Source organism: Actinomadura miaoliensis (assembly GCF_039536785.1).
In the GTDB taxonomy this organism is placed as follows: Bacteria; Actinomycetota; Actinomycetes; order Streptosporangiales; family Streptosporangiaceae; genus Spirillospora; species Spirillospora miaoliensis.
The window spans coordinates 173,947-188,208 of record NZ_BAAAZG010000052.1 but is presented as its reverse complement, the minus strand read 5'-3'; the positions used below and the strand labels follow the sequence as shown (position 1 = coordinate 188,208).

The window sequence follows — 14,262 nt, the reverse complement described above, 5'->3', positions numbered from 1 at the left end:
GAGAGCCCATGACCGGCATCCGGCGGGGCGACGGCCTGCCGAGCATCGACTACACGGCCCGCGACCGGGACGGCCTCCTGGCGGCGATGCGCGCGCTCATCCCCGACAAGCTGCCCGAGTGGACCGGCTACACCTCGGAGGCCGACTTCGGCAACGTCCTGCTGGAGCTGTTCGCGCACATGGGCGACATCCTCGGCTACTACCAGGACCGGGTGGCGAACGAGGCGTTCCTCGGCACGGCCCGCACGCGCCGCAGCGTGATCCAGCACCTGCGGCTCATCGGCTACGAGCTGTCCACCGCGGCCCCCGCCGTCGCGACCGTGGTGGTCAGCCTGCCGTCCGCCGCGCAGGGCCGGGTCGTCATCGACCGGGGCGTCGCGTTCGCCACCAGGAGCGGCAAGGACAGGCCGAGCGTGCGGTTCGAGTACAACGACGCCCCGAAGACGGTCGACCTGGCCGGGCTTCCCTCCGACGCCACCGGCCGCAAGCTGCTGACGCTCGTGGTGGAGGAGGGCAGGTTGGTCCGCGACGAGCTGCTGGGCGTGTCGGACGGCTCCCCCGGCCAGCGCTTCGCCCTGCACCACGCACCGCTCATCCTGCGTTCCAGGGCCGCGACCGGACGCGGCCCGCAGGACATCTCCCTGGTCACGCGCCTGGGAGGCGGGACGGTCGACTGGCGGCTGCGCGAGACGCTCGCGTTCAGCCATGTCACCGCCGCCGCGGACGGGACGCAGCAGGCGCAGCTCGACTATGTCATCGAGATCGACGAGGACGACCGCGCCACCGTCGTGTTCGGTGACGGCCTGCTGGGCTCGATCCCGGACAAGGGCGCCGAGGTGCGCGCCACCTACCGCGTCGGCGGCGGCGCCGCGGGCAACGTCCCCGCCGGCGCGATCGGCACGATCGTGGCCGCGCCCGCGCCGCTGCTCGGCGCGAGGGTCACCAACCCGGAGCCCGCGGGGAACGGCGCCGACCGGGAGAGCATCGAACGGGCCGTCCAGCACGCACCGGCGATCTTCCGTTCGCAGCGGCGGGCCGTCACCGCCGCCGACTACGAGGCCCTCGCCCTCGACTGCCCGGGGGTCGGCAAGGTGCGGGCCCGCCCGTCGAGCTGGAACACCGTGACGCTGTACGTCGCACCGGCCGGGGGCGGGCCGGTCAGCGACGTGCTGCGCGCCGACCTGCTGGCCTACTTCGAGGACCGGCGGCCGATCGCGACGCGCATCGAGATCGCGGCGGCGGCCTACGTCGTCATCGAGGTCACCGCGGAGATCGGTGTGCTGCCCTACTACTCCCGGGCCGACGTCGAACGCAACGTGCGGTCCGCGGCGGGGGCGCTGCTGGCCTTTCCCGCCGCCGACTTCGCGCAGCGGCTGTTCCTCAGCCGGTTCTACGAGGTCATCGAGGCGGTCGACGGCGTCTTGTACGTCAACGTGTCGCGGTTCCGGCGGGCGGACCGGCCGGCCGACCCCGACGACCCGGCGAGCCAGGTGGACCCGACGGGGGTGCTCGCGCTCGGCGAGTACGAGCTGCCCGTCGCGCCCGGGGACGCCGCCCACGAGGGCGGGATCCAGGTGATCGTGAAGGAGGGGGGCTTCTGATGCGTCTCCTCGACCTGGCGGCCGTCGCGCATCCGGAGGGCAACCGGATCGACGTGCGCTGGACGCTCCCGGCCGCGCCCGCGTTCCCGCACGTGCGGGTGGTCCGCCGCGAGAAAACGCACCCCACGACGCCGAACCCGGCGTCGGCCGCGGACGGCACCGTCGTCCCCGTCACCGACAACGGCGGCTCGGCGGTCGACAAGGGGCTGCGCGGCGAGACGGTGTACTACTACGGCCTCTACCCGTACAAGAGCGTCACCGCGGACGGCCAGATCGTCATCGAGAACGCGGCCGAGCAGGTGGACCGCGCCAACCGGACGTCGGCGATGGCCACCTCGCCCGCCGGACTGGCCGCGGAGATGTACGCGCTGCTGCCGTCGATCTACCACCGTTACGACACGGCGCCGCCGCCGCGCGTACCGCCGGGCATGCGGCCCGAGGACCGGCACCGAGGCGCGCTCCGGCGGTTCCTCGACCTGCCCGGCGGGCAGCTCGACCAGTTCTACGGGTACGCCACCGCGATTCTGGGCTTCCTCGACCTGGAGCGGGTGGACGGGGCGCTGCTGCCGCTGCTGGCCGACTGGATCGGCTGGCGCACCGACCACCGCCTGGAGTTCGGGGCGCAGCGCACCGAGATCCGCAACGCGCCCGCGCTGTACCGGGCGGTCGGCCTCGTCCCGGTCATCGAGGCGACCGTCCAGCGGGTCGCCGGCGAGCGGAGCCGGGTCAAGGAGTTCGTGGACAACGTCGCGACCACCAACCGGCCCGCGCGCCTCACCCTCTGGCAGCGCACCCGCCGCCAGGGCTGGAGCGACGCGGAGCTGCTGTCGCTGGACGCCTCGTTCGGCGGACGGGCCGCCGTCGCAGCGCCCGCCGCCGGGCCGCCGTGGCTGTTCCATGAGCGGGAGCAGGACGGGCGCTTCCAGATCTGGTCCAAGGAACTGGGCGCCGAGGGGTGGACGGGCAGCGAGCCGCTCGCAGACGGGCCGCTGACGTACAAGGACCCGTCGGCCGCGGTCCAGGGCGGGAACATCGTGGTGTTCTGGAGCGCGTACGACGAAACCCGCCGCCGGTGGAGCATCCAGTCGCGCACGCGGCGGGACGGCGCCTGGTCCAAGACCGACACGTTCGTCCCGCCCGGCGGGAGCGTCGACATCGACCGCCGCAAGCCGGTCGCCGTGGCCGACGCCTCGGGTCTGTGGCTGTTCTGGCTGGAGAAGGCGCAGGGGCGCTGGGTGGTGAAGTACAACCGCCACGACGGCACCCGCTGGCAGATCACCCCGTCACCGGCCGTCCCGATCCCGGCGGCGCAGACTCCGCCGGTGCTCGACGACGTCTTCGCCGTCTTCCATCCCGCGAACCCACAGAAACCGCTCTGGTTGTTCTGGGCCGGGCAGGTCCCCGTCCCCGCCGACCAGGACCCCGCGTCGCCCCGGCAGACCCGCTGGACCGTGGCCTACAGCGTGAAGGCGGGCGTCAACCCAGCGGTCACCAACGACTGGAGCGACGTCCGCTACCTGCCGAAGGGCGACGACGGCGACCACGACCGCGAGCCGTGCGCGCTGCCACTGGGCAACGGGAACCTGGAGGTGTTCTGGAGTTCCCACCGGGGTGGGCGGTGGGCCGTGTGGCACAACGTCCTGAACGTGGCCACGGGCGGCTGGGGAACGGCGGAGCGGCTCACGGACTTCCCGCAGCCCGCCCGCGCCCCGGTGGCGTTCACCCACGGCGACACCACGGTGCTCGTCTTCCGCTCCAGCCGCAGCCTGAGCTACCAGAGCCGCGTCTACAGCGCCACCACGACGGTCGACGCCCGCTGGTCCGGCACCCAGACCCTGCACGTCCGCGACACGGTCATGCCCGCCCTCCGGGGCACGTACGACGACTTCGGAACCTACATCCGTGACGCCGGCCGCGACGGCGTCCGCACCGACGACGACCGGTACGCCGCCGACACCGTCGGCGTGTACCTGCCCGCGGGCACCGACGACCGGCGCGTCTCGCGGCTGCGCCAGGTGCTGCGCGAGTTCATGCCCGCGACGAACAGGGCCGTGTTCGTCCACGATCCGGGGAGTGCCCGCCCATGAGCGACTTTTCCAGACCGCCGCAGGAGGAACTGGCCGCGAACCTCCGGCAGGGATACGTCGGCATGTACTTCGAGCAGGGCGTGCCGATCCTGGACCGCGACCTGAACCTGCTGCAGGACCTGATCGCCACGGCGGTGCGGTCGATCGTCACCCGGTACATCGGCGACGGGGTGCCCGCCGGGCGGCAGGGCTTCAAGATCCAGGCGATCCCCGCCGACAACGACTTCCGCGTCCTGGCCGGCGACCAGCCGCCGGGCACCTGCCTGGTGGGCGGCATCGAGGTGTTCATCGGCGCCGACGTCCGCTACGGCGCACAACCCGGAGTGCCGCCGCTGACGACCCCCACCACCGCCCAGGGCAACCCCCGCGTCGACACCGTGTACCTGGACGTCTTCCTGGCGTGCGTCGACGGCGCCACCGACGACAGGCTGCTGAACGCGGGTGACGTCGGCGTCCAGACGTCCGTGCGGCTGCAGCCGTCGTGGACGGTACGGGTCGCCGAGAACGCCACCGAACCGCCCGCGCCGCCCCAGGGACACGCGCACTACGCGCTGGCGCAGCTGCGACGCGGCACGAACGTCGCCCAGATCCGGGCCGACATGATCACCGATCTGCGGCAGACCCGGCTGAACCTCGACCACGCCGAACGCCGGATCAGCATGATCGAGAGTCTGGTCGTCATGCCGCGGCTGCGGCCGTCGCCGAACCAGTTCAACCCGTCGAACATCGGTCCCGGCGGGGAGGTGACCATCTTCGGCCGCAATCTCGACCTGGAGCCCGTCACGGTGCACTTCGGCGCCTTCGCCGCCACGCCGGAGGACGTGGCACCGAACCAGATCAAGGTGCGGGCACCGGCCGACGCCTCCGGCCGGGTGCCGGTAACGGTCACGACCGCCGGCGGCACGGTGACCAGCGAGGACCAGCTCACCATCCGGGAGGGCGGGCCCGCGCCGCAGTTCGCCGACCCGCCGAACGAGTTCACGCCGAAGGTCGGCGGCGCGGGCGCGGCCGTGACCCTGTTCGGCTCCAACTTTAACCTCGCGCCGGTGTCGGTCGAGTTCGGCACCGTGCCCGCGACGGACGTGCACCCCTCCCCCAACCAGATCGCCGTCTCGGTACCCCCGGGGGTGACCCAAGCCGTCAACATCACCGTCACCACCCGCACCGGCTCCGTGACCAGCCACGACACGTTCAGGGGCGGCGCACCCCCCGCCTTCGCGGCGACGGAACCGATTAAGCCGACACGCGGCGGGATCGGCGCGAAGGTGACGCTGTCGGGGACCAACTTCGACATCGAGCCCATCGCGGTCATGTTCGGCACCGTGCCCGCGAGGGAAGTGGTCAGCTTCACGGCGACCACCATCGAGACCAAGGTTCCGGTGGGCGCCCCGAGCCGCTGCAAGATCACGGTCAGCACGGGGGTCGGTGCGGTCGTCAGCACCCAAGATTTCAACGTCGTCGGAGGTGGATGATGGCGTTCCAGGTGTATCCCAAGGCGTCGGCGGGGCCGCTGACGGTGGCCGCCGGTGTGCAGAGTCCGTCGGTCACCTTCCAGGAACTGGCGGGAGGACCCCCGGACGACCGGGTGATGTTCCTGCGCCTGGTCAAGCTGGCAGGAACCTGCGCACCACCCGGCGGGAACGCCCCGGGGATCACGCTCAGCGCCGCCGACGGCCCGCCGACGCAGATCTTGAAGTTTCCCGACTTCTCCACGATCCGGGACGCCAGGGGCACCCGCATCGCCGACGCCACCTGGGACGACCAGGGCGACGGCGTGTTCCGCGTGCAGATCTACCTCACCCGCCAGGGCAGCACGTGGCGCCTGGGCATCACCAACAACGACACCGCTCTACGCCAGTTCACCTGGGTCGTCGCCGACAACGAACCCGAGACCGCACAACCGTGGCTCCACCTGCCACGAACACTGACCTTCGAGGCCGAAGTCAACAAGACGACCACCCGCACGGTGGACGTCCCCAACCTCGGCACCGGCAGACTGACCATGACTCCCGGCGGCCTGCCCACCGGCTCCAGATTCCAGGTGGACATCCCAGCCGACATCACCCCCAACCACTGCGGAAAACTACGCGTAACCTTCACCGCCCCGTCATCAGCCGGCACCACCGAAGACCGCTACACGGCGAAAAGCAACGACGCCCAGGCCACCGAATCCGACTACCACAACAACCAAATCCGCCTCACCGCACGAACGAGCAGTTCGGCCCCTCCACCCCCGCCCCCACCTCCGCCTGACCCGCCGGATGGGCGGCCATGCCGCAGCTGCAGCTGTCAGAACTACGTTGCAGGTCCAAACCGCATGTGCAAAAAGTGCAATCACTCCCTCAGCCGCCACCTGCCCAAGTGAGAACCGGCGGCGATGCGCCCCATACGAGCAGCGACCCTGCACGCGCTCACAAACCCCTGGACACACCGCGAAGTGCAGAGTCTGCAGCAGCGGCCGCGGTTCCGGTGTAACTCTTGATCAAGGAGCCGTGCCGGCGCAGGTGGTCACATCGTCAGGACCGAGCAGTTCAACGTTGTCGGGAGTGGATGATGGCGTTCCAGGTGTATCCCAAGGCGTCGGCCGGGCCGCTGACGGTGGCCGCCGGTGTGCAGAGTCCGTTGGTCACCTTCCAGGAACTGGCGGGAGGCCCCCCGGACGACCGGGTGATGTTCCTGCGCCTGGTCAAGCTGGCAGGAACCTGCGCACCCCCCGGCGGAAAAGACCCGGGCATCACGCTCAGCGCCGCCGACGGCCCACCGACACAGATCTTGAAGTTTCCTGACTTCTCCACCATCCGGGACGCGGGGGGCTCCCGCATCGCCGACGCCACCTGGGACGACCGGGGCGACGGGGTGTCCCGGGTCCAAATCTTCCTCACCCGACAGGGCAGCACATGGCACCTGGCCATCACCAACAACGACACCGCCCTACGCCAATTCACCTGGACCGTCGCCGACAACGAACCCGAGACCGCACAACCCTGGCTCCACCTGCCACGAACGCTCAGCTTCGAAACCGAGATCAACAAGACGGCCACCCGCTCGATCGACGTCCCCAACCTCGGCACCGGCAAGCTCACCATGGCTCCCGGCGGCCTGCCCACCGGCTCCAGATTCCAGGTGGACATCCCAGCCGACATCGCCCCCAACCACTGCGGAAAACTACGCGTAACCTTCACCGCCCCCTCATCAGCCGGCACCACCGAAGACCGCTACACAGCGAAAAGCAACGACGCGCAGGCCACCGAATCCGACTACCACAACAACCAAATCCGCCTCACCGCACGAACGACCAGCGCACCCCCTCCGCCACCTCCACCCCCGCCGCCCCCGGATCCCTTGCCATGCGACTTCCGCGACGGCTGCCTGAACTATGTCGGCAAGCAAGGCAACCCGAGCAACCAATGCAGAAAGTGCGGCCATAACCTCGCCAGGCACATGGCGTGAGAAAAGGCGGCGACGCGCGCCATGCGAGCAGCGATCCCGCACGCCCGCACATCCCCTGGACACACCGCGAATCTGCGGCGGCGGCCGCACCGCCGCCGCAGACCCGTCACTGGTCAAATGTCGGTGGTCGTGAGGTGGGGCGGGGTTGCGCGTAGGGGGGAGCGGGCGGGGAGGGTGGTTGCCAGGAGGGCCAGGAGGGTTGTCGTGGCGATGATCGCCAGGGCGCCGAGCGGCGGGACGTGGGGCGTGGGTGAGCCGGTCATGCCGGTGCTGTAGGCGGTCAGGGTCAGGGAGGCGATCAGGGCGCCCAGGGCGGTGGCGATCAGGGCGATGGTGAGGGTCTCCAGGCGCAGCATGCGCAGTACCTGGCGGCGGGTGGCGCCGGACAGGCGGAGCAGGGCCAGTTCGCGGGAGCGGCCGGCGACCGCCATCGCCAGGGTGTTGACCATCGTGATCGCGGCGAAGGCGACGATCAGGCCGAGCGCCAGGTAGTTGATCGCCGTGCCGGGCCGGACGCCCGCCGCCTCGTTGTGGCCGAGCAGGGTGACGCCCGGGGGGACGGCTCGGCGCAGGGTGTCCTGGGAGACGCCCGGCGCCGCCACCAGGAGCGTGCCCATCGGGGCGTCGGTGTGGGCGGCGACCAGGTCGTAGGGGAGGGTCAGGTCGCCGAAGCCCAGGCCGCGCCGGTAGACCGCGACGACCCGCTGGGTGACCTTGGTGCCGTCCGCCATCGCGAACGAGACGGTGTCGCCGACCTTCAGGCCCAGGCCCTCGCGGGCCGCCGCCGTTCCGGGGCCGAGCCGGTCCAGCGAGCCCTGCCGCACGTCCAGATCCATGGTCCGGGTCAGGCCGTCCGGGGTGACGCCCTGCACGCTGTACGGGGTGTTGACCGCGCGGACCCGGCTGCGCAGGACCTGCGTGACCGCCCGGACCTCCGGCATCCGCCGGATCGACTCGGCGACCGGCGCCGGGACGGCCGGGCCGAGCACGTAGTCGGCGACCGTGCCGTCCTCGGCCTGCGTCTCGGCCGCGCCGTCCAGGGTGGTCTGCGCGAACAGCAGCGTGCCGGAGAGCGCGACCATCAGGGTGAGCGGGCTGATCACGGCCGCCATGCGGCGGGCCCCGGTGCGCAGGTTGGCGGCGGCCAGTTCTCCTACGCCGCCCGACAGCCGCAGCGGCGGGCCGAGCACCGCGACGGCCGCACGGGCGAGCGGGGGGCCGAGCAGTGCCACCGAGGTCGCGAACAGCAGGGCCGTCAGGGGGGTGAGCGGGCCGGCCGCGGCGTCGGAGTGGACGGAGCGCAGCACGAAGGTCAGGACGACGCCGCCCGCGAGCGTCGCCGCGCCCGCCAGCAGCCGCAGTGCGGGAACGCGCGGCGGGCTCAGCGCCGCCTCGCCCAGCGCTTCGACGGGGCGCAGCCGGGTCACGCGGCGCGCAGAGACGCGGGCCGCCAGCCATGCCGCCAGGACGGTGACGACGACCGCGACCAGCGGCGGGAACGGGCCCGTGACCAGCGGCAGGTTCGCCGGGATCACGTCCCCGGCGACCATCCGGCCGTGCAGCCAGCCCCCGAGCAGGAGGCCCGCCGGCGCGCCCGGCACCGTCGCGGCCACGCCGACCAGCAACGCCTCACGGCCGATCATCCGGCGCAGCTGCCGGGGGGTGGCCGCCACCGCCCGCAGCATCGCCAGCTCCCGTTCGCGCTGCTGGATCGCCAGGCCGAACGTGCCGACCACCGCCAGCAGCGCCACGATCAGTGACGTGCCGCCGAGCGCGCCGCCCATGCTGACCAGCGTGGTGCGGGCCGCGTCGCTGCCGAGGAACTCCACCCGTCCGCGGTCGTCGCCGGTGTGGACGGTGGCGCCGCTGCCCGCGACGGCCTTCGTCACGTCCCGCGCGGAGGCGCCCCAGACGCCGATCGCGGTGACCCGGCCGGGGTGTCCGGCCAGCCGCCGCGCCTCGGCCGTCGCGACGAACACCACGTCCTTGCCGGTCACCCCCACCACGCGGTACGTGCGGGGGCCCTGGCTCGTCAGCACGGGGACGCGTTCGCCGAGCCGCCGCGTGCTCAGGGCGATCTCGTCGGGTGCGGCGGGGGCGCGGCCCTGCCGCAGCGTGACGGGGGTCAGCGGCGCCGACTCCCAGCCGTGCGCCTCGACCTGTCCCGCGCCGGGCATCACCAGCGGGAACGACACCTCGGTGACGACTCCGCGCACGCCGTCCACGCGGCGCAGCCGGTCGGCCAGGTCGGCGGGAATCCACGCCCGCGCGGTGTTCGGCTTGGACTTGCGCTTGGTCTTGCCCTTCTTCTTCTGCTTGACGAAGTGCGACTGCGGGTCGCCCGCCACCACGACCGGGGCGCCCGCGTAGCGGACGGGTTCGACGGTGCCGCGCAGGCCGGTGTCCATCACCATCCCGCAGGCGGTGACCAGCGCGGAGGCGAAGAAGAGGGCGACGAACGCGCCCGCGAACGCGGCACGGCGGTACCGCAGCGTGGACAGCGCGAAGGAGAACATCAGGCGTACGCCCCCAGCCGGGTCATGCGGTCGGCGACGGCGGCGGGGGTGGGCGCCGGGAGCGCGTCCACGATCCGGCCGTCCGCCAGGAACAGGACGGTGTCGGCGTAGGAGGCCGCCACCGGGTCGTGCGTCACCATCACCACCGTCTGCCCGAGGGCGTCCACGGTCTCGCGCAGCAGGGACAGCACGTCGCGGGCGGTCATGGTGTCCAGCGCGCCGGTCGGCTCGTCCCCGAACACCACCTCGGGCCGGGTGACCAGCGCCCGCGCCAATGCCACCCGCTGCTGCTGCCCGCCCGACAGCTCGGCCGGACGGTGCCGGGCGCGGTCGCCGAGCCCGACCCGCCGCAGCACTTCCGCCAGCCACTCCCGGTCGACCTTGGCGCGGCCCAGCTTGAGGGGCAGCAGGACGTTCTGCTCGACCGTCAGGGACGGCACCAGGTTGTACGCCTGGAACACGAACCCGATCCGCTCGCGCCGCAGCTCGGTCAGCGCGGTCTCGCCCATCCCCGACAGCTCGGTGCCGCCCAGCCGCACCGACCCGGACGTGGGCCTGTCGAGCCCCGCCGCGCAGTGCAGGAACGTGCTCTTGCCCGAACCGGACGGCCCCATCACCGCCGTGAACCCGCCCGAGGGCAGCGTCACCGAAACCTCGCGCAGGGCCGCCACCGCGCCCCCGCCCCTGCCGTAGACCTTGCTCACCGAGGTCATCACCACCGCGTCGCTCATGGCATTCACTCTGCTGAACAGCGGGTTCGTCCAGAAGCGCGCTCGTCACCGATCACCCGTGACATCGTCATGGGTACGCTCGTGACGTGATCAGGGTGCTGCTAGCCGAGGACCAGCACGTCATCCGCGGCGGGCTGGTCGCGCTGCTCGGCCTCGAACCCGACCTTGAGGTGGTCGCCGACGTCGGCAACGGCTCCGACGCGGTGAACGCCGCCCTCGTCCACCGTCCCGACGTCGCGGTGCTGGACGTGGACATGCCCGGCGTGGACGGCCTGACCGCCGCCGCCGAGCTGCGCGACAGGCTCCCCGCCTGCCGCTCCCTCATCCTCACCGGGCACGGCCGGCCCGGTCAGCTTCGCCGGGCCCTCGACTCCGGCGTCGCCGGGTTCCTGCTGAAGACCGCGCCGCCGGACGACCTGGTCGCCGCCATCCGCAAGGTCGCCGCCGGAGAACGCGTCCTGGACCCCAGCCTCGCCGTCACCGCCTGGGACCTGGCCGCCGACCCCCTCACGCCCCGCGAGAAGGACGTGTTGCGTCTCGTCGCCGAAGGCGCCGAGCCCGCCGAGGTCGCCGCCCGGCTGCACCTGTCCGCCGGCACCGTCCGCAACCACCTCACCGCGATCGTCGCCAAGCTGAACGCGCGCGGACGCACCGACGCCGTCCGCGTGGCGAAGGAGTCCGGCTGGATCTGACGGCCGCCTGTCATTCGGCGGGCTCCCGGGGCACCGTCGCGGTGAGGCGGAAACCGCCGCCGGGTGCGGGGCCCGCGTGGAGGTGGCCGCCGTGGGCGGCCAGGCGCGTGGCGAGGTTGCCGATGCCCGAGCCGGGCGGGGTGACCTCGGCGGGGGCGCCGTCGTTGACGACCGTGAGACCGTCGTCCGCCACGGTGATCCCGACGTGCCGGGCGGCGCTGTGCCGGAGGATGTTGGTGACGGCCTCCCGCAGCACGACGCCGAGGACGGGTTCGGCCTCGCGCGGCGGAGCGCCGTCCCGGGTGAGCGTCACGTCGATGCCCGCCGCCTCCAGGACGCCGCGGGCCGAGTCCAGCTCGGGGGCCAGTTCCAGCCTCGGGGCGGCTCCGGCCACGGCCGCCAGGTCGCCGCGCGCCCGCTCGGCCATCGCCACCATGCCGGCGAACTCGGCCGCCGCGCGCCGCGGATCGCGGTCGGCGAGGCGGCGTGCCAGCTCCCCCTTGATGAGCAGCGCGGCGAGGGTGTGGCCGAGCAGGTCGTGCAGGTCCCGGGCGGCGCGCAGCCGTTCCTGGACGACCGCCGCGCGGGCCAGCTCCGCCGCCGCGTCCCGCAGCTCGTCGGCCAGCCGCGCGAGCCGCACGAGCCCGAAGACCACCAGCCCGGTCACCGGCACGCTCACCACGGTGTTCACCAGCAGCGGCAGGTCGAAGCCGACCGCCTGCGCCGCTACCCCGGCGGCCGCGGTCACCGCCGCCGCGAGCGGCCAGGCGGTTCGCGCGGGCAGCAGCACCAGCAGCGACCCCGCCAGCAACCCCAGCGGCGTGCCCCAGGGTTCCCTGAGCACCACCAGAGGCAGGAAACTCATCACCGCCTGCGCCGCCAGCAGCCACCCCCGCCAACGGCCGGGCGGGCGCGTCCACCGCAGCTGGATCGCCGCCAGGGCGAGCAGCCACGGCACCGCCACCGGCAGCTCGCCGGGACGCACCTGCAGCAGGCCCTTCACGCACAGCACGGCGAGCGTCGTCGCCAGCAGCGCCACCGCCAGCCGCCGCTCGGTGGTGGGTTCGGCGGCGGGACGCTCTCTCGGCATCCGCACCGACGCCTCGACCAGGAAGCGCCCGTCCGGTTCCAGCCCGGCCTTCAGCCGCCCCCCGGCCGCCTCCAGCCTGGCGCGCGCCCCGTCCAGCGCCGCCGAGCCCTGTTCGGCCGTCCGCACGCCGTCGTTGCGGACGCGCAGCACCAGCAGGCCGTTGCGTTCGGCGGTGGTGATCTCGCAGCGTCGCGTCCTGCCCTGCCGCACCACGTCGGTGACCGCCTCGCGCAGCACCACCGCCAGCAGCGACCCGGCGCCGCCGAGCGGCTCGGTGTGCCCGACCGCGACCTCCGCCTCGATCCCGGCGGACGCCAGCAGCCCCCGGGCCGCCGCGATCTCCGGTGCCAGCGACAGGCTGCGCAGCTCGACCGAGGCCGCCCGCGCCGTGGCGAGGGACTCCCGGGCGACGTCCAGCGCGCCGTCCAGGTCGTCGAGCCGCGCCTCGGCGACGCTCGCCAGCCCCTTGCCGACGCTGTCGTCCAGCTCGGCCGCCACCCGCAGCCGCTCCTCCTCGACCGCCGCGAGCGCCAGCGCCATCCGGGTCGCGGACCGCTCGTCGATGGCCGCGACCAGCCGCGCCAGCCCGACGACCAGCACCCCCGTCAGCACGGCCGTCAGCGAGGCGTCCACCACGCGCGTGACCGGACCGCCGGGCAGCGCCGCGACGACCGGTGCGCTCGCGACGACGGCCCCGGCCGCCCACCAGCGTCCCGTGACGACCAGCGCCCCGCCGAGCATCCCGAGCAGCCCCACGGAGACACCCGCCGACAGGACGGCCGCGTATGCGAGCACCGCCAGGACGACCAGGCCGGCCCGCGTCCAGCCCCGTCCTTTGAGCACATGCCGCAACCACGTCAGCAGCACGCCCCCGCACAACGCCACGGCGAGGACGGCCTCCGGCAGCGGCCGCCCGACCGCCGTCAACGCGTAGAGGACCGAGAGACCCGCCAGCACGGCTCCGACGACCACGTGCGCCGCCCGCGGCCCGAGCTCCCCGATCTCCCCCAAACCCCCTCCGATCAGCCGTCCCACCCCGGAGCGGATGATCTCACGCCCCCGGCTGGCGGCCCGGAACCGAAGGTGTCAGGGGCGGAGGCGGGTGCGGGCTTCGGTGGGGGTGCAGCCGTAGCGGGCACGGAAGAGGCGGGCGAAGTGGGCCTGGCTGGAGAAGCCCCACCTGTAGGCGATGTCGGCGATCGTCGTGCCGGGGGCGTCGCCGTCGGTGAGTTGTTCGTGGGCGCGCCGGAGGCGGCGGTCGGTGATGTAGCGGGACGGTGTGGTGCCGGTCGGTTCGAAGACGCGGCCGAGGTGCCGGACCGAGACGCCCAGCACGCCCGCGACCTGGCCGGGGGTCAGGCGCGGGTCGTGCAGGTGGCGCTCGATGTAGTCCTCGGCGACGATGCGCATGGCCTGGTAGGTGCCGGACGCGGGCCGGTCGCCGGACCGTTCCCGGCCCAGCAGCCTGATCAGTTCGAGCACGTCCTCGCGGGTGCCGCCGGGCGTGCCCGCCACCATCCCGGCGAGGAGGGACCGCAGCGTCATGACCAGCTCCCCCTCGCGCGCGGTGCCGCGTCCGAACAGCATCGGCGCGGCGACGCCGCCGGACAGGCATTGCTGGACGAACAGTTCCCTGGGGATGTCCACCAGGAACTGCCGCATCGTGCCGGAGAACCCGAACAGGTAGGGGCGACGGGTGTCGTACACGATGAGCTCGCCCGCCGTGGCCGACAGGCAGCCGTTCTCGTGCATGAACACCGCGTCGCCCTTGACCAGGAGCGTCGCGAAGATGGAGTCCTTGGGGGTGGAGCGGGCGACCTGGGGGCTGCGTTCGATGGCGTGGGCGTTGCCGCTGATGTCGGCCAGGCGCACGCCGCCGAGCTCGAAGTTGGTCTGCCGGGCCAGCAGCCCCCGTTCCGAGTAGGAGGTGCACGACAGGCCCACCAGGGACCTGCGGTTGTACTCCTCCCAGTACGCGATGCGTTCACGGGGGGCGATCTCCTCGGTCGTCGCCTGGGAGACCACGGAGGGAGCGGTCGCCGGCACGGTAAGACTCCTCCCTGTTCAGGACGTTCCGCGAAGTCTAGCCCGTTGT

General features: G+C 72.9%; 10 protein-coding genes. 6 read left to right on the top strand and 4 right to left on the bottom strand.

Translation table 11 applies throughout. The features are described from left to right. The first annotated feature begins 8 nt into the window (after positions 1–8). The 5 genes from ABD811_RS33575 to ABD811_RS33555 all read left to right on the top strand — a co-directional run bounded on the left by ABD811_RS33575 (position 9) and on the right by ABD811_RS33555 (position 7,138). The gene (locus tag ABD811_RS33575; RefSeq protein ID WP_344955824.1) at positions 9–1,601 is read left to right on the top strand and encodes a baseplate J/gp47 family protein; all 1,593 of its coding nucleotides are present in this window, start codon (positions 9–11) and stop codon (positions 1,599–1,601) included. Next, on the top strand, positions 1,601–3,688 hold the full coding sequence (locus tag ABD811_RS33570; protein WP_344955823.1) for a hypothetical protein: 2,088 nt from the start codon (positions 1,601–1,603) through the stop codon (positions 3,686–3,688). Before ABD811_RS33575 ends, ABD811_RS33570 begins: the two co-directional genes overlap by 1 nt. Continuing rightward, the gene (locus ABD811_RS33565; RefSeq protein WP_344955821.1) at positions 3,685–5,160 is read left to right on the top strand and encodes an IPT/TIG domain-containing protein; all 1,476 of its coding nucleotides are present in this window, start codon (positions 3,685–3,687) and stop codon (positions 5,158–5,160) included. Before ABD811_RS33570 ends, ABD811_RS33565 begins: the two co-directional genes overlap by 4 nt. Further along, positions 5,160–6,053: a hypothetical protein gene (locus ABD811_RS33560; protein ID WP_344955818.1), complete on the top strand. Its 894-nt coding sequence runs from the start codon at positions 5,160–5,162 to the stop codon at positions 6,051–6,053. Before ABD811_RS33565 ends, ABD811_RS33560 begins: the two co-directional genes overlap by 1 nt. 188 nt (positions 6,054–6,241) lie before the next feature. Then, on the top strand, positions 6,242–7,138 hold the full coding sequence (locus tag ABD811_RS33555; RefSeq protein ID WP_344955817.1) for a hypothetical protein: 897 nt from the start codon (positions 6,242–6,244) through the stop codon (positions 7,136–7,138). Between the two features lie 113 nt (positions 7,139–7,251). Here ABD811_RS33555 and ABD811_RS33550 read toward each other — a convergent pair whose 3' ends face one another. Continuing rightward, positions 7,252–9,654 carry an ABC transporter permease gene (locus tag ABD811_RS33550; RefSeq protein ID WP_344955815.1) on the bottom strand — a complete coding sequence of 801 codons (2,403 nt, stop codon included), beginning with the start codon at positions 9,652–9,654 and terminating at the stop codon, positions 7,252–7,254. After that, the gene (locus ABD811_RS33545; RefSeq protein ID WP_344955813.1) at positions 9,654–10,385 is read right to left on the bottom strand and encodes an ABC transporter ATP-binding protein; all 732 of its coding nucleotides are present in this window, start codon (positions 10,383–10,385) and stop codon (positions 9,654–9,656) included. The genes ABD811_RS33550 and ABD811_RS33545 overlap by 1 nt, the downstream gene beginning before the upstream one ends. Positions 10,386–10,471: 86 nt before the next feature. Here ABD811_RS33545 and ABD811_RS33540 point away from each other — a divergent pair, with 86 nt between their 5' ends. Next, a complete protein-coding gene (locus ABD811_RS33540; RefSeq protein ID WP_344955812.1) occupies positions 10,472–11,077 on the top strand; it encodes a response regulator transcription factor in 606 nt (201 codons plus the stop codon). Between the two features lie 10 nt (positions 11,078–11,087). On the opposite strand, the gene ABD811_RS33535 is transcribed toward ABD811_RS33540, so the two are convergent. Next, positions 11,088–13,202, bottom strand: a complete 2,115-nt coding sequence (locus ABD811_RS33535) for a sensor histidine kinase (RefSeq protein ID WP_344955810.1) — start codon at positions 13,200–13,202, stop codon at positions 11,088–11,090. Positions 13,203–13,253: 51 nt separating this feature from the next. Continuing rightward, positions 13,254–14,213, bottom strand: coding sequence for a helix-turn-helix domain-containing protein (locus tag ABD811_RS33530; RefSeq protein ID WP_344955808.1), 960 nt, complete (start codon positions 14,211–14,213; stop codon positions 13,254–13,256). Between the last annotated feature and the right edge of the window lie 49 nt (positions 14,214–14,262).

What these genes read in the sequence shown, in the direction of transcription:
- ABD811_RS33555 (WP_344955817.1), top strand. Translation starts at nt 6,242, where the DNA reads ATGGCGTTCCAGGTGTATCCCAAGGCGTCGGCCGGGCCGCTGACGGTG.
- ABD811_RS33545 (WP_344955813.1), bottom strand. Translation starts at nt 10,385, where the DNA reads ATGAGCGACGCGGTGGTGATGACCTCGGTGAGCAAGGTCTACGGCAGG.
- ABD811_RS33565 (WP_344955821.1), top strand. Translation starts at nt 3,685, where the DNA reads ATGAGCGACTTTTCCAGACCGCCGCAGGAGGAACTGGCCGCGAACCTC.
- ABD811_RS33570 (WP_344955823.1), top strand. Translation starts at nt 1,601, where the DNA reads ATGCGTCTCCTCGACCTGGCGGCCGTCGCGCATCCGGAGGGCAACCGG.
- ABD811_RS33560 (WP_344955818.1), top strand. Translation starts at nt 5,160, where the DNA reads ATGGCGTTCCAGGTGTATCCCAAGGCGTCGGCGGGGCCGCTGACGGTG.
- ABD811_RS33550 (WP_344955815.1), bottom strand. Translation starts at nt 9,654, where the DNA reads ATGTTCTCCTTCGCGCTGTCCACGCTGCGGTACCGCCGTGCCGCGTTC.
- ABD811_RS33575 (WP_344955824.1), top strand. Translation starts at nt 9, where the DNA reads ATGACCGGCATCCGGCGGGGCGACGGCCTGCCGAGCATCGACTACACG.